At 61.2% G+C, this 17,887-nt stretch carries 16 protein-coding genes; 13 read left to right on the forward strand and 3 right to left on the reverse strand.

Features of this window, described 5'->3' with window-relative positions; translation table 11 throughout:
• Positions 1-73 precede the first annotated feature (73 nt).
• The 8 genes from ACP7BX_RS03160 (at position 74) to ACP7BX_RS03195 (ending at position 9,721) form a co-directional block, all read left to right on the forward strand.
• Positions 74-2,515, forward strand: coding sequence for a penicillin acylase family protein (locus ACP7BX_RS03160; protein ID WP_426129773.1), 2,442 nt, complete (start codon positions 74-76; stop codon positions 2,513-2,515).
• A 203-nt stretch (positions 2,516-2,718) separates the two neighbouring features.
• Positions 2,719-3,723 (forward strand): ligase-associated DNA damage response exonuclease, encoded by a 1,005-nt coding sequence (locus tag ACP7BX_RS03165; protein ID WP_426129775.1) that lies wholly within the window; start codon positions 2,719-2,721, stop codon positions 3,721-3,723.
• Positions 3,720-5,354, forward strand: a complete 1,635-nt coding sequence (locus ACP7BX_RS03170) for an ATP-dependent DNA ligase (protein WP_426129777.1) — start codon at positions 3,720-3,722, stop codon at positions 5,352-5,354. Before ACP7BX_RS03165 ends, ACP7BX_RS03170 begins: the two co-directional genes overlap by 4 nt.
• A 188-nt stretch (positions 5,355-5,542) precedes the next feature.
• Positions 5,543-6,322: a transporter substrate-binding domain-containing protein gene (locus tag ACP7BX_RS03175; protein WP_033902768.1), complete on the forward strand. Its 780-nt coding sequence runs from the start codon at positions 5,543-5,545 to the stop codon at positions 6,320-6,322.
• A gap of 57 nt (positions 6,323-6,379) precedes the next feature.
• Positions 6,380-7,108 (forward strand): ABC transporter permease, encoded by a 729-nt coding sequence (locus ACP7BX_RS03180; protein ID WP_010212412.1) that lies wholly within the window; start codon positions 6,380-6,382, stop codon positions 7,106-7,108.
• On the forward strand, positions 7,105-7,815 hold the full coding sequence (locus ACP7BX_RS03185; RefSeq protein ID WP_177003322.1) for an ABC transporter permease: 711 nt from the start codon (positions 7,105-7,107) through the stop codon (positions 7,813-7,815). Before ACP7BX_RS03180 ends, ACP7BX_RS03185 begins: the two co-directional genes overlap by 4 nt.
• Before the next feature lie 9 nt (positions 7,816-7,824).
• Positions 7,825-8,943, forward strand: coding sequence for a succinylglutamate desuccinylase/aspartoacylase family protein (locus ACP7BX_RS03190; RefSeq protein ID WP_426129780.1), 1,119 nt, complete (start codon positions 7,825-7,827; stop codon positions 8,941-8,943).
• Between the two features lie 13 nt (positions 8,944-8,956).
• Positions 8,957-9,721, forward strand: coding sequence for an ABC transporter ATP-binding protein (locus tag ACP7BX_RS03195; protein ID WP_426129782.1), 765 nt, complete (start codon positions 8,957-8,959; stop codon positions 9,719-9,721).
• On the opposite strand, the gene ACP7BX_RS03200 is transcribed toward ACP7BX_RS03195, so the two are convergent.
• Together ACP7BX_RS03200 and ACP7BX_RS03205 are read right to left on the reverse strand one after the other, a co-directional pair.
• Positions 9,714-10,916 (reverse strand): hypothetical protein, encoded by a 1,203-nt coding sequence (locus ACP7BX_RS03200; protein ID WP_426129784.1) that lies wholly within the window; start codon positions 10,914-10,916, stop codon positions 9,714-9,716. The two genes, ACP7BX_RS03195 and ACP7BX_RS03200, sit on opposite strands and share 8 nt — an antisense overlap.
• Positions 10,900-11,577 carry a response regulator transcription factor gene (locus ACP7BX_RS03205; protein WP_177111062.1) on the reverse strand — a complete coding sequence of 226 codons (678 nt, stop codon included), beginning with the start codon at positions 11,575-11,577 and terminating at the stop codon, positions 10,900-10,902. Before ACP7BX_RS03205 ends, ACP7BX_RS03200 begins: the two co-directional genes overlap by 17 nt.
• A gap of 125 nt (positions 11,578-11,702) precedes the next feature.
• Here ACP7BX_RS03205 and ACP7BX_RS03210 point away from each other — a divergent pair, with 125 nt between their 5' ends.
• From ACP7BX_RS03210 to pdeM, 5 genes are all read left to right on the forward strand, one after another.
• Entirely contained in the window at positions 11,703-12,089 is a 387-nt protein-coding gene (locus ACP7BX_RS03210) for a GtrA family protein (RefSeq protein ID WP_426129786.1), read from the forward strand.
• The gene (locus ACP7BX_RS03215) at positions 12,061-12,996 is read left to right on the forward strand and encodes a glycosyltransferase family 2 protein (RefSeq protein ID WP_426129788.1); all 936 of its coding nucleotides are present in this window, start codon (positions 12,061-12,063) and stop codon (positions 12,994-12,996) included. Before ACP7BX_RS03210 ends, ACP7BX_RS03215 begins: the two co-directional genes overlap by 29 nt.
• Positions 12,997-13,019: 23 nt before the next feature.
• The gene (locus ACP7BX_RS03220) at positions 13,020-14,414 is read left to right on the forward strand and encodes an ArnT family glycosyltransferase (protein ID WP_426129790.1); all 1,395 of its coding nucleotides are present in this window, start codon (positions 13,020-13,022) and stop codon (positions 14,412-14,414) included.
• A gap of 65 nt (positions 14,415-14,479) precedes the next feature.
• Positions 14,480-16,960 carry a ligase-associated DNA damage response DEXH box helicase gene (locus ACP7BX_RS03225; protein WP_426129792.1) on the forward strand — a complete coding sequence of 827 codons (2,481 nt, stop codon included), beginning with the start codon at positions 14,480-14,482 and terminating at the stop codon, positions 16,958-16,960.
• Positions 16,960-17,613 carry a ligase-associated DNA damage response endonuclease PdeM gene (pdeM, locus tag ACP7BX_RS03230; RefSeq protein WP_426129794.1) on the forward strand — a complete coding sequence of 218 codons (654 nt, stop codon included), beginning with the start codon at positions 16,960-16,962 and terminating at the stop codon, positions 17,611-17,613. Before ACP7BX_RS03225 ends, pdeM begins: the two co-directional genes overlap by 1 nt.
• Here pdeM and ACP7BX_RS03235 read toward each other — a convergent pair whose 3' ends face one another.
• On the reverse strand, positions 17,614-17,811 hold the full coding sequence (locus tag ACP7BX_RS03235) for a hypothetical protein (RefSeq protein WP_016976883.1): 198 nt from the start codon (positions 17,809-17,811) through the stop codon (positions 17,614-17,616). It lies immediately after the preceding gene.
• Positions 17,812-17,887: the final 76 nt, after the last annotated feature.

The following is a 17,887-nucleotide window of genomic DNA, read 5'->3' on the forward strand; positions in this document are numbered from 1 at the left end:
TCCTGCTTGCGCCGTTTCGCCGCGCTCACTAACGTAGCGCCTTTACTGACGCTACCCCCGCAGGAGCTTTGCCATGGCCTCGCCAGCCCTCTCACATTTTCTTCCCCGGTTCGGCGTTGCCGCGGCAGTGGCCAGTGCGTTAAGCCTGGCCGGTTGCCAGCTCCAGAGCACCCAGGACACCCTGCCACCGGTCGCCGGCGTGCAGCCGATCAAAGGCCTGGCACAGAATGTTTCCGTGCGCCGCAATGCCCAGGGCATGCCGCTGATCGAAAGCAACACCTTCCATGACGCGCTGTTCAGCCTCGGTTATGTGCACGCCAGTGATCGCATCACGCAGATGGTCACCTTGCGCCTGCTGGCCCAGGGCCGCCTGGCAGAAATGTCCGGGCCCGAGGTGCTGGATGTCGACCGGTTCATGCGCGCGGTCAACCTGAAGAAAAGCGCCGGCGAGCTGTACAACGCCTCAAGCCCGCGCCTCAAGCGCTTCTTTGAAGTGTATGCGCGTGGCGTCAACGCCTACCTGTTCCGCTACCGCGACAAGCTGCCGCCGGACCTGGCCCAGACCGGCTACAAGCCCGAGTACTGGAAGCCGGAAGATTCGGCACTGCTGTTCTGCCTGCTGAATTTCAGCGAGTCGGCCAACCTGCAGGAAGAAATTGCCTCGCTGGTGCTGGCGCAGAAAGTCGGCGTCGACAAACTCGCGTGGCTCACGCCTAGTGCGCCGGACGAAGCGATCCCGTTGGCCGAAGCCGAGAAGCTCAAGGGCGTGAACCTGGGCCAGATCACCGGTCTGGCCGGACTGGACGCAGTCAGCCAACAACTGAACAGCCTCAATTCGCTGGCAGTGACCACCTCAAGTAACTGGGCCATCGGCCCGCAACGCAGCCGCAGCGGTAAAAGCCTGCTGGCCAGCGACCTCGCCACCCAGCCGCAAGCGCCGTCGCCGTGGAGCTACGTGCAGATCCGCGCACCGAAATACCAGGCCGTGGGCGCTTCGATTGCCGGCCTGCCGACGCTGTTGTCCGGCTTCAACGGCAACGTCGCGTGGAGCATGAGCACGGTCAAGGGCGACACCCAGGACCTGTTCCTGGAAAAGGTCAAACGCCAGGGCAGCGCGTTGTACTACGAGAACAACGGCAAATGGCTACCCGCCGGTGTGCGTAACGAAACCTTCTTCGTCAAAGGCCAACGCTCCATTCGCGAAGTGGTGTACGAAACCCGCCACGGCGCCCTGCTCAACAGCAGCCAGGCGCTGACCACCGGCCTGGGCCTGGCGCTGCAAACCGCCGACTTCAAGGACGACAAGAGCCTGGATGCGTTCTTCGACCTGTCCCGTGCGAAAAACGCCGGCAAGGCCTCGGACGCCACCCGCGAAATTCGCGCCATTGCGCTGAACATGATCTTCGCCGACGCCAGCAACATTGGCTGGCAAGTCACCGGACGCTTCCCCAACCGTCGCGAAGGCGAAGGCCTGCTGCCGTCGCCGGGCTGGGACACGCGGTTTGACTGGGACGGTTATGCCGACGCGATGCTGCACCCGTATGACCAGGATCCGGCCCAAGGCTGGATCGGCACCGCCAACCAACGCACCGCGCCGCGTGGTTATGGCATGCAGTTGTCCAACTCCTGGGATGCGCCGGAACGTAGCGAGCGTCTGGCGCAACTGGCCAATGCCGGCAAGCATGACAGCCGCAGCATGATCGCCATGCAGTACGACCAGACCACCACCTTCGCCGCCAAGCTCAAGACCATGTTCCAGGCGCCAGGCATGGCCCAGCCGCTGAAGCAGGCGATTGACGCGCTGCCGGCGGCCGAACAGGCCAAGGCACGCGAAGCCCTGGCTCGCCTGATGGCTTTTGACGGCCGCCTGGTGTCCACCTCCGCCGACGCGGCGATCTATGAACTGTTCCTGCAGGAAAGCACCAAACAGATCTTCCTCGACGAACTCGGCCCGGAAAACAGTGCCAGCTGGAAGGCGTTTGTCAGCAATGCCAACCTGTCCTACGCCGCCCAGGCCGACCACTTGCTGGGCCGCGAAGACAGCCCGTTCTGGGACGACGTGCGCACCCCGCAGAAAGAAGACAAACCGACAATCCTCGCCCGCAGCCTGGCCGCCGCGATCAGCGCGGGTGAGAGTCAATTGGGTGCCGATCACAAGGCCTGGCAGTGGGGCAAATTGCACACCACCACCTGGAGAAACACCAACGGCCAGGTGATTCGCGGTCCGCTGGCCGCCGGTGGTGACCACAACACCTTGAATCCGGCGCCGTACAGCTGGGGCCAGGACTTCGCCACCACCCAGGTGCCGGCGCTGCGCATGATCGTCGACTTTGGCCAGGTGGAACCGATGACGGGCCAGGGCGGCATCGGCCAGTCCGGCAACCCGGCCAGCCCTAACTATGCCAATGGCATCGACCCGTCGCTCAAGGCGCAATACCTGAGCTTCCCGATGCAGCCGCAGAACTTCGAGAAGGTGTATGGGAAAACCCGGTTAACCCTGACGCCGGGCAAGTAATCCGGTTTCTCACTGGAGAAGCCGGATCAAAAATGTGGGAGCTGGCTTGCCTGCGATTGCGGTGCTTCAGTCACTCAAAGGTTGACTGATAGGGCCTCATCGCAGGCAAGCCAGCTCCCACATTTGTTCTGCATGCATTCAGATAGAACTTCTGCACTCCGCCCCGCCTCCTACCTGATAAGCCCATCGCCCCCGGCACGTCCATGGACCTTGTCATCGCCCGCCCCGAAGGCCTCTACTGCCCCGCCGGAGATTTCTACATCGACCCCTGGCGCCCGGTGGAACGCTCGGTCATCACCCATGCCCATGGCGACCACGCCCGCACCGGCAACCAGCACTATTTGGCCGCCGCCCCTGGCGAAGGCATCCTGCGCTCGCGGCTCGGTCAGGACATCAACCTGCAAACCCTGGCTTACGGCGAGCAACTGGTGCACCACGGCGTCACCCTGAGTTTTCACCCGGCCGGGCATGTCTTGGGGTCGGCCCAGGTGCGCCTGGAATACAAGGGCGAAGTCTGGGTCGCATCCGGAGACTATAAAGTCGAACCCGACGGCACCTGCGCGCCCTTCGAACCGGTGCGCTGCCACACCTTTATCACTGAATCCACCTTCGGCCTGCCGATCTACCGCTGGCAGCCCCAGGCGCAGATCTTCGCCGGGATCAACGATTGGTGGCAGGCGAATATCGCCGTCGGCAAGGCCAGCGTGTTGTTCTGTTATTCCTTCGGCAAGGCCCAGCGCATCCTGCATGGCATCGACGCCAGCATCGGCCCGATCCTCAGCCATGGCGCGGTCGAACCGTTGAACCGGGTGTACCGCGAGGCCGGCATCTACATCCCCGAAACCCTTTACGCCGGTGACTTCAAGAAAACCGACCCGCTGCTGCGCCAAGCCTTGATCATCGCCCCACCTTCGGCCGGCGGCAGCAGTTGGATCAAGCGCTTCGGCGACTACAGCGACGCCTTCGCCAGCGGTTGGATGCGCCTGCGCGGCACCCGACGCAGGCGCGGCGTGGATCGGGGTTTTGTACTGTCAGATCACGCCGATTGGCCCGGCCTGTTGTGGGCCATCGAGCAAACCGGCGCCGAGCGGGTGATGGTCACCCATGGGTCTGTCGGCGTATTGGTGCGCCATCTGCGGGAAAAAGGCCTGGATGCCCAGGGCTTCACCACTGAATACGGTGATGACGAAGAAGAGGCCAGCCCATGAAGGCCTTTGCCGAGTTGTACGCCAACCTCGACGCCACCACCTCCAGCAACGCCAAACTGGCGGCGTTGCAAGCCTACTTCCGCGATGCCGCGCCGGAAGATGCGGCCTGGGCCGTGTATTTCTTGTCCGGCGGACGCCCTCGGCAACTGGTACCGACGCGCCTGCTGCGTGACATGGCCGCCGAAGCGTCCGGCATCGAGCCGTGGTTGTTTGAAGAAAGCTATCAATCGGTGGGTGACTTGGCGGAAACCATTTCCCTGCTGCTGCCGGAATCCACCTACACCTCGCAGGACGGCCTGGCGGTATGGCTGGAGGAAAAACTCCTGCCCCTGCGTGGCTTGCCGCCATTGGAATTGGCCGAGCGTCTACCGGCGTTATGGGCACAACTGGATCAACCCAGCCTGATGGTGTGCATCAAGTTGATCACCGGCAGCTTCCGCGTGGGCGTGTCCAAGCTGCTGGTCACCCGCGCTCTCGCTGCGATGGCCGACCTGGACAGCAAGCGCGTGGCGCAGCGGTTGGTGGGCTACACCGATCTGTCTAACCGTCCTACGGCCCAAGGCTATCTAAAGCTGATCGCCGCTGAATCGCCTGACGAACATGCCCAACGTGGCGGGCAGCCTTATCCGTTTTTTCTGGCCCATGGCTTGGCGCAACCAGTGGAACAATTCAACGATTTGCTGGGCTCCCCCGCCGACTGGCAAGTGGAATGGAAGTGGGATGGTATCCGCGCGCAGCTGGTAAAACGCGACGGCCGCCTGTGGATCTGGTCCCGTGGCGAAGAACTGGTGACCGAGCGCTTCCCCGAACTGCACAGCCTGGTAAGCGGGTTGCCCGATGGCACGGTGATCGACGGCGAAATCGTGGTGTGGAAAGACGCGGTGCAACCCTTCGCCCTGCTGCAACAGCGGATTGGGCGCAAGACCCTGAGCAAAAAAGTGCTGGAGGACGCCCCGGTTGCGGTGCTGGCCTACGACCTGCTGGAACACCAGGGCGACGATTGGCGCAACCACACCCAGGCTGAGCGTCGCACGCAGCTTGAACAGGTGATCGCCCAGTGCAACCAGCCGCTATTACGGGCGTCGCCGCTGTTGACCGGGGCGACCTGGGAAGACCTGGCCGAACAACGCGACGCCTCGCGCAGCCTCGGCGTGGAAGGCATGATGCTCAAGGCACGCGATGGCCTGTACGGCGTCGGCCGCACCAAGGACATGGGTGTGTGGTGGAAGTGGAAGGTCGACCCGTTCAGCGTCGACGCGGTGTTGATCTACGCCCAGCGCGGCCATGGCCGACGCGCCAGCCTGTATAGCGACTACACCTTCGCCGTGTGGGACGGCCCGGCTGGCAGCGAACGCTCGCTGGTGCCATTTGCCAAGGCCTACTCCGGCCTGACCGACGAAGAAATGCGCAAGGTCGACGCGATTGTGCGCAAGACCACCGTGGAAAAATTCGGCCCGGTCAGCAGTGTGACGCCAAGCATGGTGTTTGAACTGGGGTTCGAGGGCATTGCCCTGTCCAAGCGGCACAAGAGTGGGATTGCGGTGCGGTTTCCACGGATGTTGCGCTGGCGGCAGGACAAAAAAGTCGAGGAAGCCGACAACCTCGCCACCCTGCAAGACCTTCTGACCTGAAACAGTGCACTCATTTTTCGATGCCCATTTTCGGGCATCTCCTACACTCAGATCTCCCTTCCCGTACCTTTTAAAACGCTCATTCGGAACTATGGTGCAGAAATTGCTACTTGTGATCCGTCTGACACCGTTCAGTAACAGTCCTAAACGCGCCACAAGCGCTTATCTTGGTTTCCAGGGATTACATAATGAAAAAAGCATTGCTGACCCTTTCTGCACTGGCCCTGTGCATGGCCGCAGGTGTAGCCACGGCCAAGGAATACAAGGAATTGCGTTTTGGTGTCGATCCGTCCTACGCGCCGTTCGAATCCAAGGCCGCCGACGGCAGCCTGGTAGGCTTCGATATCGACCTGGGCAATGCGATCTGCGCCGAGTTGAAAGTGAAGTGCAAGTGGGTTGAAAGTGACTTTGACGGCATGATTCCAGGCCTCAAAGCCAACAAGTTCGACGGCGTGATCTCATCCATGACCGTGACCCCGGTGCGTGAAAAGGCCATCGACTTCTCCAGCGAACTGTTCTCCGGCCCGACTTCGCTGGTGTTCAAGAAAGGCGCGGGCTACTCGACGCCAGAATCCCTCAAGGGCAAATCCGTGGGCTACGAGCAAGGCACCATCCAGGAAGCCTACGCCAAGGCTGTATTGGATAAAGCCGGTGTGACCACCAAGGCCTACGCCAACCAGGACCAGGTGTACGCCGACCTGACCTCCGGCCGTCTCGACGCGTCCGTGCAGGACATGCTGCAAGCCGAACTGGGCTTCCTGAAGTCGCCGGCCGGTGCCGGTTATGAAGTCAGCGCGGCCATCGACGACCCGTTGCTGCCGTCGAAAACCGCCGTCGGTATCAAAAAAGGTAACACTGAACTGAAGGCGCTTTTGGATAAAGGTATCAAAGCGTTACACGATGATGGCACCTACGCCACCATCCAGAAGAAACACTTTGGCGATCTGAACCTGTACAGCGGCAAATAATGCCTGGAGCGCCCTTCCTTTGGAGGGGCGCTTTTTTATCGCCATAGGTCCTGATTTATGTTCGAAGAATTATTGCAAACCCTCGGGTTGAGCGCGCTCAGCCTGAAGGGTTTCGGCCCGCTGTTGCTGCAAGGCACCTGGATGACCATCAAGTTGTCGGTGCTGTCTCTGGCCGTCAGCGTGTTGCTGGGGCTGCTCGGCGCCAGCGCCAAACTCTCCAGCCTGCCCTTCCTGCGCATTCCCGCCCAGCTCTACACCACATTGATTCGCGGCGTGCCCGACCTGGTGCTGATGCTGCTGATTTTCTACAGCCTGCAAACCTGGCTGACCGGTTTGACCGATTTCATGGAATGGGAATACATCGAAATCGACCCCTTCAGCGCCGGGGTGATCACCCTCGGTTTTATCTACGGTGCGTACTTCACCGAGACGTTTCGCGGTGCAATTCTCGCGGTGCCCCGTGGCCAACTGGAAGCCGCCACAGCCTATGGCCTCAAGCGTGGCCAGCGGTTTCGCTACGTGACCTTCCCGCAGATGATGCGCTTTGCCCTGCCGGGGATCGGCAATAACTGGATGGTGATGCTCAAGGCCACGGCCCTGGTGTCGATCATCGGCCTGGCAGACCTGGTCAAAGCCGCCCAGGATGCTGGCAAGAGCACCTACCAGCTGTTTTACTTTTTGGTACTCGCCGCGTTGATTTACCTGTTGATCACCAGCGCGTCCAACTTCGTCCTGCGTCGCCTTGAACGTCGCTACTCCGCTGGCGCCCGGGAGGCCGTGCGATGATCGAACTCTTGCAGGAATACTGGCGCCCCTTCCTTTATAGCGACGGCCAGCACATCACCGGCCTGGCGATGACGATGTGGTTGCTCACGGCCGCGCTGGTCATCGGCTTTCTGGTGTCGATCCCGTTGTCCATCGCCCGTGTGTCGCGCAAGCGCCTGGTGCGTTGGCCAGTGCAGTTCTACACCTACCTGTTCCGGGGCACGCCGCTCTATATCCAGCTGCTGATCTGCTACACCGGCATCTACAGCCTCGCCGCTGTGCGCGAACAACCGCTGCTGGATGCGTTCTTTCGCGATGCGATGAACTGCACCATCCTGGCCTTCGCCCTCAACACCTGCGCCTACACCACGGAGATTTTCGCCGGGTCGATCCGCAGCATGGCCCATGGTGAAGTCGAAGCAGCCAAGGCCTACGGCTTGAGTGGCTGGAAGCTGTACGCCTACGTGATCATGCCGTCGGCGTTACGCCGTTCGTTGCCGTACTACAGCAATGAAGTGATCCTGATGTTGCATTCGACCACGGTGGCCTTCACCGCGACGATCCCCGACATCCTCAAAGTGGCGCGGGACGCCAACTCGGCCACCTTCATGACCTTTCAATCATTCGGAATCGCTGCGCTGATCTACCTGACCGTGACCTTCGCCCTGGTCGGTCTGTTCCGGTTGGCGGAGCGTCGTTGGCTGGCCTTCCTCGGGCCGAGCCATTAAGGAGCTTTCATGCGTCATCAGGTCCATGAACTGATCGCGCCGGTGCCAGGCACGGCACGGCAGATTCACAGTTTTCACTTCGGCCCGGAGCAGGCCGAAGGCAAGATCTACATCCAGTCGTCGCTGCATGCCGATGAGCTGCCGGGCATGCTGGTGGCTTGGCACCTGAAGGTGCGGCTGGCTGATCTGGCGGCGGCCGGTCGCCTGCGCAGCGAGATTGTGCTGGTGCCCATCGCCAACCCGGTGGGCCTGGAACAGGTGCTGATGGATATCCCCCTGGGCCGCTACGAGCTGGAAAGCGGGCAGAACTTCAATCGCCTGTTTGTCGACCTCAGTGAAACCGTGGGCAATCAAGTCGAGGAGCTGCTTGGGGACGATCCCCAGCACAACGTCGAGTTGATCCGCGCCGCGCTGTCGACCGCCCTCGCTGCGCAAAGCGCTGAGACCCAACTGCAATCCCAGCGCCTGGTGCTGCAACGCCTGGCGTGTGACGCCGACATGGTGCTGGACCTGCATTGCGATTTCGAAGCCGTGGCGCACCTGTACACCACGCCCGAGGCCTGGCCGCAGGTTGAGCCGTTGGCGCGTTATATCGGCTCGGAGGCGAACCTGCTGGCGACCGACTCCGGCGGGCAATCCTTCGATGAGTGTTTCACCCTGGTGTGGTGGCAGTTGCAGCAACGCTTCGGCGAGCGCTTCCCGATCCCCATGGGCAGCTTTTCGGTGACCGTCGAACTGCGCGGCCAGGGCGACGTCAACCACGGCCTGGCCGCCCTCGACTGCCAGGCGATCATCGATTACCTGATCCACTTCGGCGCCATTGCCGGGGAAGCCGCACCACTGCCCGAGCTGCCCTACCCGGCCACACCGCTGGCAGGCGTTGAGCCGGTGGCGACGCCCATGGGCGGCCTGTTGGTGTTCAGCGCCCTTCCCGGTGAGTACCTGGAAGCCGGGCAACTGATCGCTGAAATCATCGACCCCATTTCCGACCGCGTAACGCCCGTGCATTGTCGCAATGCCGGCCTGCTTTACGCCCGTTCGCTGCGCCGCATGGCCACTGCCGGGATGGTCATCGCCCATGTCGCAGGCCTTGATGCCTACCGCAGCGGCTATCTACTTTCGCCTTGAGGATGCACGCCCCATGTACAAATTGACCGTTGAAGGCCTGCATAAAAGCTATGGCGACAATGAGGTGCTCAAAGGTGTTTCGCTCAAGGCCAAGACCGGTGACGTGATCAGCCTGATCGGCGCCAGCGGCTCGGGCAAGAGCACCTTTTTGCGCTGCATCAACTTCCTGGAAACCCCCAACGACGGCGCCATGACCCTCGACGGCCAGCCGATCCGCATGGTCAGCGACCGCCACGGCATGCGCGTGGCCGATGATGCCGAACTGCAGCGCCTGCGCACGCGCCTGGCGATGGTGTTCCAGCACTTCAACCTGTGGAGCCACATGAGCGTGCTGGAGAACATCACCATGGCCCCGCGCCGGGTGCTGGGTTGCAGCAAGCAGGAGGCCGAGGACCGTGCCCGTCGTTACTTGGACAAGGTGGGCTTACCGGCACGCGTGGCGGATCAGTACCCGGCGTTCCTCTCCGGCGGCCAGCAGCAACGCGTCGCCATCGCGCGCGCCTTGGCCATGGAGCCAGAGGTGATGCTGTTCGACGAACCCACCTCGGCCCTCGACCCGGAGCTGGTGGGCGAAGTGTTGAAGGTGATCCAGGGGTTGGCCGAGGAAGGCCGCACCATGATCATGGTGACGCACGAAATGAGCTTTGCACGCAAAGTGTCGAACCAGGTGTTGTTCCTGCACCAGGGCCTGGTGGAGGAACAAGGCGTGCCGGAAGAGGTGCTGGGCAATCCGAAGAGCGAACGGTTGCAGCAGTTCCTCAGCTGCAATCTCAAGTAAACCTGACGTGAGCCCGGAAGGTATGCAGCGTGCGCCGGGTTTCAAGGCGCCAGCCGGCATGGGTGCAGGCGCGCGAGACGATTTCCAGGCCAAAGCCGAAGCCCGGTGACGCGAGCTGGTCCACCCGGTTATTCAGGATGACTAGATGCTGCTCCGTGAGGACCACGCGGATTTTCCCGGCACCGTGCTGAACAGCGTTACCCAGCAGGTTCTGCACCACGCTGCGGGCGATCGCCTCGTTGGCCTGGGTGATCGTCGGCGCACCGGCAAACACCCGCACGCCCGCGGCATGGGGGTAAAGCAGCTGGTATTTCTCGATCTGTTCGGCAACCACCACGGCCAGGTCAATCGCCTCATGGGGCAATTGACGCGGTTCACGGGCCAGGGACAAAAACAGCTCGATCGTCATTTTCATCCCGGCCAGGGCAGCTTCCATGCGCAACAGGCTACGCGCTGATTTTTCCGCGTTGCAGCCTGGCAGGCGCAGGATCGCCAGGCAGTTGTTCAAGATACTCAAGGGCGTGCGCAACTCATGGCTGACGTGCCGGGTGAATGCCTTTTCCCGCTGCAACGTGCTGTGTTGCTGGGTCACCAGTGAGGACAGCGTGCGGCTCAAGGTGCCGATCTCATCCTGGCGGTCAAAGCCGCTGAACCGGGCCGGCCCAGGCCCTGCATCGGCGACTTCCGCCGCCAACTGGCTCACTGGCTGGGCGATGGCCCGGGCAATGGCGATGGCCAGGATGGCGCCAAGGATCAGGATCAAGCCTGCGACTGCACACAACAGTCCGAAAATCTGCGTGCGGTAGCCTTCAGTCTGGCTGAGCTTGGATTCATCCAGTAACAAGACCAGCAACGCGGACTCGCCGCCAACGGCACTCACCAATACGTGCACATCCCCTTTCGCAAGTTCGTGGTGCCCTGGCGGCAGGTTCAGGGCAACCAAAGGCAATGTGGGGTCCGTCGACCAATAGCCTTTCAGGTAGATCGCGTTGGGCATTGGCGCGGCACGTCCCACTTGGGCGTGTTTACCCTGAAACGCCTCGGCCTCCAGGTTCAGATAGCTCTCGACGATGTAATCCTCGGTGACGGCGACTGCGAGCCAGATCAGCAGGCTATAGAACCCGGTGATCAGTGCCATGAACGGCAGCAGGGTGTAGAGGATTCGCGTGAAGAATGAGTCAGTGGGGAATAGCAAGGCGGTACCCTTTCCCGTGGACAGTCCGGATCAGATCATTGCCGTAAGGTTTGCCCAGGGTTTGCCTCAGCCGGTAAATGTAGGTGCGTAGCGCATCACTGTCCGGCGGGTCGCCGTCGGGCCACAGCGCAGCTTCAAGCTTGCCTCGGCTGACCGGCTCCGGCGCCACATCGGCCAACAGGTTCAACAGGCTGAACTGAAGGGCGGGCAACACCTTGACGGCACCGTTGTGGTGCAACGATTGAGAGGCTGGGTCGATGATCAGGTCGCCCAATTGCCGGGGGCTTCGCGGTTTGCGCGGCGCACCACGGCGCATCAGCGCTCGGATGCGCCAGATCAACTCCTGGGGCTCGAACGGCTTGATCAAGTAGTCGTCACCGCCGGCTTCATAACCCTCCTCCTTATCAGGGAGCGCATCGCGGGCGGTCAGGAACAGGACCGGCGTTTCATTCTGCTCCCGGCGCAATTGACGACAGGTGTCAAAACCGCTCATGCGGGGCATGGCGACATCCATCACAATCAGGTCGTATTCATGCTGGCGGACACGTTCCAGGCAACTTCGCCCATCACGCGCGAAGTCCACTTCGTAACCAAACTCGCCGAGATAATCTCCCAACGAACCTGCCAATGCGTGATCATCTTCCACCAGTAATATTTCCATAAAGACAAACTCCCAATTCGCACAAACAGTTAAGACATTTCCTTCAGCAAACAATTAAAAACCCACAACAAATACCATTTCACAACGTGACATTTGATTCACGTCTCATCTTATACAGTCTGGCAATGCAAAGAATACTGAGTTTATTCATCCGTTACTTGAGCGCAGGCGCCATCGCAACGTTGGTTCATTACGCGGTGTTTGTCTGTTTATTAACATCGCTTGCCCCCACACCATCGACGTTTCTTGCTGCTTCTACGGGGGCTTTGGTCGCCTTTTGCCTGTCCAGGGATTGGGTATTTGCACAACGTTCCTGTAACAAATTGCGCTTTCTCATTACGGCCACCTGCCAGGTTTTAACCAACACCTTAATGGTCAACTTACTGACCTCCTGGGGGGCTCCTCCACTGCTTGCACAAGTACTGGCAACCGCCACCGCTACCTTTCAGGGCTTTACGATCAACCACCTCTGGGTATTCAAACATGACCTCCACCGCAAGCCTTTCCAGTGACCCCATACCGGATACAAAACTTACAATACTGGTCCCTTGTTTTAACGAACAATGCGTAATAGCCGAACTTCACTCACGGCTGATGGCAATCGTCGACCGATTGAAAGTCCCCACTGAAGTGCTTTATATCAATGACGGCAGCCAAGACCGGACTGCCGCGATCATCGATCAATTTTCCCAGGACCCACGGGTCAAGAGCCTGCACTTGAGCCGTAACTTCGGCAAGGAAGCCGCCATGCGCGCGGGCATCAATGCCGTGGAAAGCGGTGCTGTGATCATCATGGACAGCGACCTGCAGGACCCGCCCGAGTTGATCCCGCTGATGGTGCAGGAATGGCTCAAAGGCTACGAGATAGTGAACATGCAACGCCGCTCGCGGCGCTGTGACTCCTGGGCGAAACGCACCGCTGCGCGACTTTACTACGCGACCATGGATCAACTGATCGACGACTTTGAGATACCCCAGCAAGTCAGCGACTTCAGGTTGATCGGGCCCCATGCACGGGCAGCCATACGCGCCATGGACGACAACGCCGGCGTGTTGAAACTGCTGGTCAGCTGGCTCGGCTACCCGAGTACCGAAGTGAATTACGACCGCACAGCGCGCCAGGCCGGCAGGACCAAATGGACCACGTTGTCATTGCTGGACCTGTGCGCCGATTCGATTCTGGCCTTCTCTACGCGCCCATTGCGGATGTACAGCTACCTGAGTGCCACAAGCTTTGTGTTCGGCTCGCTGTGGGTCGCCGCAGCGGCGAGCTTCGGCGAACTGACTCATGAGCATTTGCTGGTGCAATCGATCCTGCTGCTATGCCTGGGCACCGCCGTGATCGGCGAGTACGTCGGCCGGGTGCTGAAGGTGGTGAGCCCCAGGCCCAACGCGCTGCATAAACGCAAGCACCCTTGAATCCCTTCCAAAAGGTTGTCGCCATGAACCGTTCAGCTTCCATCCGTCTGCTCTGGGGCATTTTGTTGACCGTCCTGCTGGTGCGCCTGGGTACATTGGGGCTGTATCCGCTGATGGACACGTCGGAAGCCCGCTACGCGGAAATTGCCCGCAAGATGCTGGTCTCCAATGACTGGATCACCCCGATGTTCGATCACGGCGTGCCATTCTGGGGCAAACCACCGCTGTCATTCTGGCTACAGGCGTTGAGCATGCAGGTGTTCGGCATCAACGAGTTCGCCAGTCGTTTCTCCAGCTGGTTGATGCATGTCGCCAGCTGCCTGCTCATCGTGCAATTCGCCAGCCGGGAACGCAGCCTTCAGGTCGGGCTGACGGCGGCGATTATCTATTCGACATGCTCCCTAGGGTTCCTTGCCAGCGGCGCGGTCTTGACTGACAGCGCACTGGCCTTCGCCCTTTTGCTCGCCCACCTGGGGTTGTGGCGCGGGCTGGTATACGCGGACCGAGGCTGGGCGCTGGTCGGTTTTTTTGCGCTGGGCCTCGGCCTGCTCGCGAAGGGCCCATTGGCGCTGGTCCTGATTACGCTGCCTGCTGCCCTATGGCTGGCCCTCACGGGCCACTGGCGCCGGCTGCTCAGCCTGCCGTGGTTGCCAGGCATCGCGTTGATGCTTGCCGTGGCGCTGCCTTGGTATTGGCTGGCGGAACAAAAGACACCGGGGTTCCTGGAATACTTCATCGTCGGCGAACACTTCAGTCGCTACATCATCAGTAACTGGCAGGGCGACCTCTACGGCAGCGCACATGCCCAACCCTTGGCGATGATCTGGCTGCATCTGCTGGGCGGGCTTTTACCTTGGGCATTATTCCTGCCGTTGCTGGTGAAGGAGCGTTCCACCCTGCAAGGCCAGCGCGAATACTTCATCTTCATACTGGCGTGGGCGCTTTCAACACCGCTGTTCTTCACCCTGTCCACCAATATTCTCTGGACCTACGTACTGCCTGCGTTGCCGGCCTGGGCGCTACTGCTGGCCGATGTCATCTGCCAGAAAATACGCGCAATCGTCATCGCCGCTGTGGCACTGGCACTGCCGATTGCCGGCTGCTTGATCATCATCAGCGGCCTGCTGTCCGATCGTCCACAAAACCAGAAAGACATGGTTGCCTTGTGGAAGGCGCAACAACCCGCCGCCCCCGGCGACCTGATCTATCTGGGGACGCGCTCCTATTCGGCGGAGTTTTACAGTGCTGGCTGGGCCCGCCACACCAAACAGCTGCAACAGCAGCCACTGTCCCAGGACTTTTATCTGGTTCGACGCCAGGCCAGCATGCCGCTGGACATGCCGCCGTCCGTCACTTGCGCAAGGGTGGGCCAGGCCAACGCTTCCGGGTTGTATTATTGCGGCGTCAAGTCGCAATAACCGGTTAAACCTTTGCCATGCCCGGAGGGTCTGTGAAATAGGCCCTCCAGAGCATCAGCCGTTGTATGGCAACTTCTCACAACTTCGCCAAGACATGGTTCGCCGCCAAGGGCTGGAAGCCGTTCACCTTTCAAAAAGACGTATGGGCGGCGGTTGAAGCAGGCCACTCGGGATTGCTGCATGCCAGCACCGGTGCCGGGAAAACCTACGCACTGTGGTTTGCTGCCCTCAATCGTTTCGCCATCGCCCGCGCCCCGACTACCGGCAAACGCAAACCGCCTGCCGAACCGTTGACGGTGCTGTGGATCACGCCGATGCGCGCCCTCGCCGCCGACACCGCGCGCGCCCTTGAAGCGCCACTTGAAGCGCTACAGATTCCGTGGAGCGTCGGCCTGCGCACGGGCGACACCAGCAACAGCGAACGCGCGCGGCAGACCCGTCGCCAGCCCACCGCGCTGGTCACCACCCCGGAAAGTCTGACGCTGATGCTCGCCCGTGCCGACAGCGAGGCCAGCCTGGGGCACCTGCGCATGGTGGTAGTGGATGAATGGCACGAACTGATCGGTAATAAACGAGGCGTGCAACTGCAACTGGCGCTGGCACGGTTGCGGCGCTGGCACCCAGATTTGATGGTGTGGGGTATTTCGGCGACCTTGGGTAATCAGGCTCACGCGCTGGAGGTCTTGGTCCCACAGGGCGACGGGATCAATGTGCAGGGGCAAACGGCTAAACAGTTGGTGATCGACACCTTATTGCCCCCCGTGACCGAGCGCTTTCCGTGGGCCGGTCATATCGGTTTGAAAATGTTGCCCCAGGTGGTGGCCGAGGTAGACGCCAGTAATAGTTGCCTGGTGTTTACCAACACGCGGGCGCAATCGGAGATCTGGTTCCAGGCATTGCTGGACGCCCGCCCCGATTGGGCCGGGGTGATTGCGCTGCACCATGGCTCTTTATCCAGAGAAACCCGTGACTGGGTGGAACGGGCCTTGAAAGACGGCCAGCTCAAGGCGGTGGTGTGTACCTCAAGCCTGGACCTGGGAGTGGATTTCCTGCCAGTGGAGCGTGTGTTGCAGATCGGCTCGGCCAAAGGTGTGGCGCGGCTGATGCAACGCGCCGGGCGCTCGGGGCATGCGCCGGGGCGGCCGTCACGAGTGACGCTGGTGCCGACCCACAGTCTGGAGCTGGTGGAGGCTGCCGCCGCTCAGGATGCGATTGCGCTACGGCGTATCGAAGCGCGGGAATCGCCTTACAAGCCTTTGGATGTGCTCGTACAACATTTGGTGAGCATGGCGCTGGGCGGCGGCTTTACGCCGGATGCGTTGCTGGCGGAAGTGCGCAGTGCCTGGGCCTACCATGACCTGACGGCTGAAGACTGGGCCTGGGCCCTGGGTTTTGTGCGGCACGGGGGGCTGTCGCTGACGGCCTACCCGGATTACCGACGCGTGGAGCCGGACGAGCACGGCATCTGGCGCGTCCCGGATGCACGACTGGCGCGGCGCCATCGGATGAGCGTGGGCACTATCGTCAGTGACGCCAGCATCACTCTGAAATTCTGGAGCAAGGGCGGTGGCGGCAAGAACCTGGGCAGTGTCGAGGAAGGGTTCATTGCAAGGCTCAAGCCGGGCGATGGCTTTCTGTTTGCCGGTCGCTTGCTGGAATTGGTCCGTGTGGAAAACATGACCGCTTATGTACGTCGCAGCAGCGCCAAGAAAGCCGCTGTGCCGCGCTGGAATGGCGGGCGCATGCCGCTTTCCAATGAACTTGCGCAAGCGGTGGTGGAGCGCTTTGATACTGCGGCCCACGGGCACTTTGACGGGCCGGAGATGCAAGCGGTGCAACCCTTGTTGCAGACACAGTTGCGCTGGTCGGGCTTGCCGACGCGCAAGCATTTGTTGGCTGAGGCGCTTAAGTCACGGGAGGGGTGGCACCTGTTTCTCTATCCCTTTGCCGGGCGTCAGGTGCACCTGGGGCTGGCGAGTCTGTTGGCATGGCGCGTGAGCCAAGGGCAGGCCGTTACCTTCTCGATCGCGGTCAACGATTATGGGCTGGAACTGCTGAGTGCCACCGAAGTGGATTGGTCGACGCTATTGAACGGAGCGCTGCTGAGTCCGCAGAACCTCCTGGAAGATGTAGCGGCCAGCCTGAATGCCGGGGAACTGGCCCTGCGCCGTTTTCGTGAAATCGCGCGCATTGCCGGGTTGGTATTTGCCGGCTACCCCGGCGCGCCGAAAAGTACCCGGCAGGTGCAGGCTTCCAGCGGGTTGTTCTTTGAGGTGTTCAAGCAGTACGACCCACAGAACTTGTTGCTGACCCAGGCAGGCGAAGAAGTCCTACGCGATGAACTGGACATTCGTCGCCTCGAAGAGACATTACGTCATCTTTGCGCGCTGAAACTGGACTTGCATCGGATCGTACGCCCTACGCCCTTGGCATTCCCGCTGCTGGTTGAAAGGATGCGCGAAAGCATGAGTTCGGAGAAACTCTCGGAGCGCATCGCACGGATGGTCAAGGACCTGGAAAAAGTCGCGGATAACGGGAAGCGCTGATGGTGTGCACGGTGATGCTTGAGGGTGAGCAATTGTGGTTGCTGGCAGACAAGGCGGTCTACTGGCCTGCGCGCCAATGCTTGATGATCGCCGACGCACATTTCGGCAAGGCCTCGGCGTATCGCAGCCTCGGGCAGCCGGTGCCACAGGGCACCACCACCGATAACCTGCAGCGCCTGGACCGGCTGCTCTCGGCGCTACCCTGCACTCAGGTGATCTTTCTCGGCGACTTCCTGCACGGTCCGGGATCACACGCCAGTGGCACGCTGGGCGCATTGAGACGCTGGCGGGCCCTTAATCCTGACCTGCCCATGACCTTGATTCGCGGCAATCACGATAAACGCGCGGGCGACCCGCCCGAGGATTTGAGGATAGACGTGGTTGCGGAGCCCCTTCTGATGGGCCCTTTTGCCTTGCAGCACGAACCTGACGCCCATCCCAGCCACCACGTGCTGGCGGGGCATGTACATCCGGTGTATCGGTTGCGCGGCAAGGGTCGGCAGAGTTTGCGGCTGCCGTGCTTTGTGATCGGCGCCCGAGTCAGCCTGCTGCCGGCGTTCGGTGCATTTACCGGCGGGCATGGGGTGGAGCAGGACAATGACCGCCGAATCTATGTGATTGGCGATCATGAAGTCTGGCCGGTGAGCCAGTAATCAGGCGACAGGCGCGGGTGGTGGCTCGTCCGGCAAGGTCGGCTCGCCTGGTTCGGTGGGCTGTGGATAGTCCGGCTCAGGCTGGCCGGGGATGCCGCCGGCATAAGCAGGATCGGCCATCAGGGACCAGGCCAGAACGCCAATCTGATTGGGTTCAAGCCGGGCAAGTTCTGCGCTTATTCGCGGGTCGAGCTTCATAAGGTACTCCTCAAGCGTGGCCCGGCGCGTTTTACACACGCCGGGGCAGTACACCTAGATAGAGTCACTTTCTGCA

Origin of the sequence: Pseudomonas sp. DWP3-1-3b3, assembly GCF_049896305.1 — a bacterium.
GTDB classification, from domain to species: Bacteria; Pseudomonadota; Gammaproteobacteria; order Pseudomonadales; family Pseudomonadaceae; genus Aquipseudomonas; species Aquipseudomonas azotoformans_A.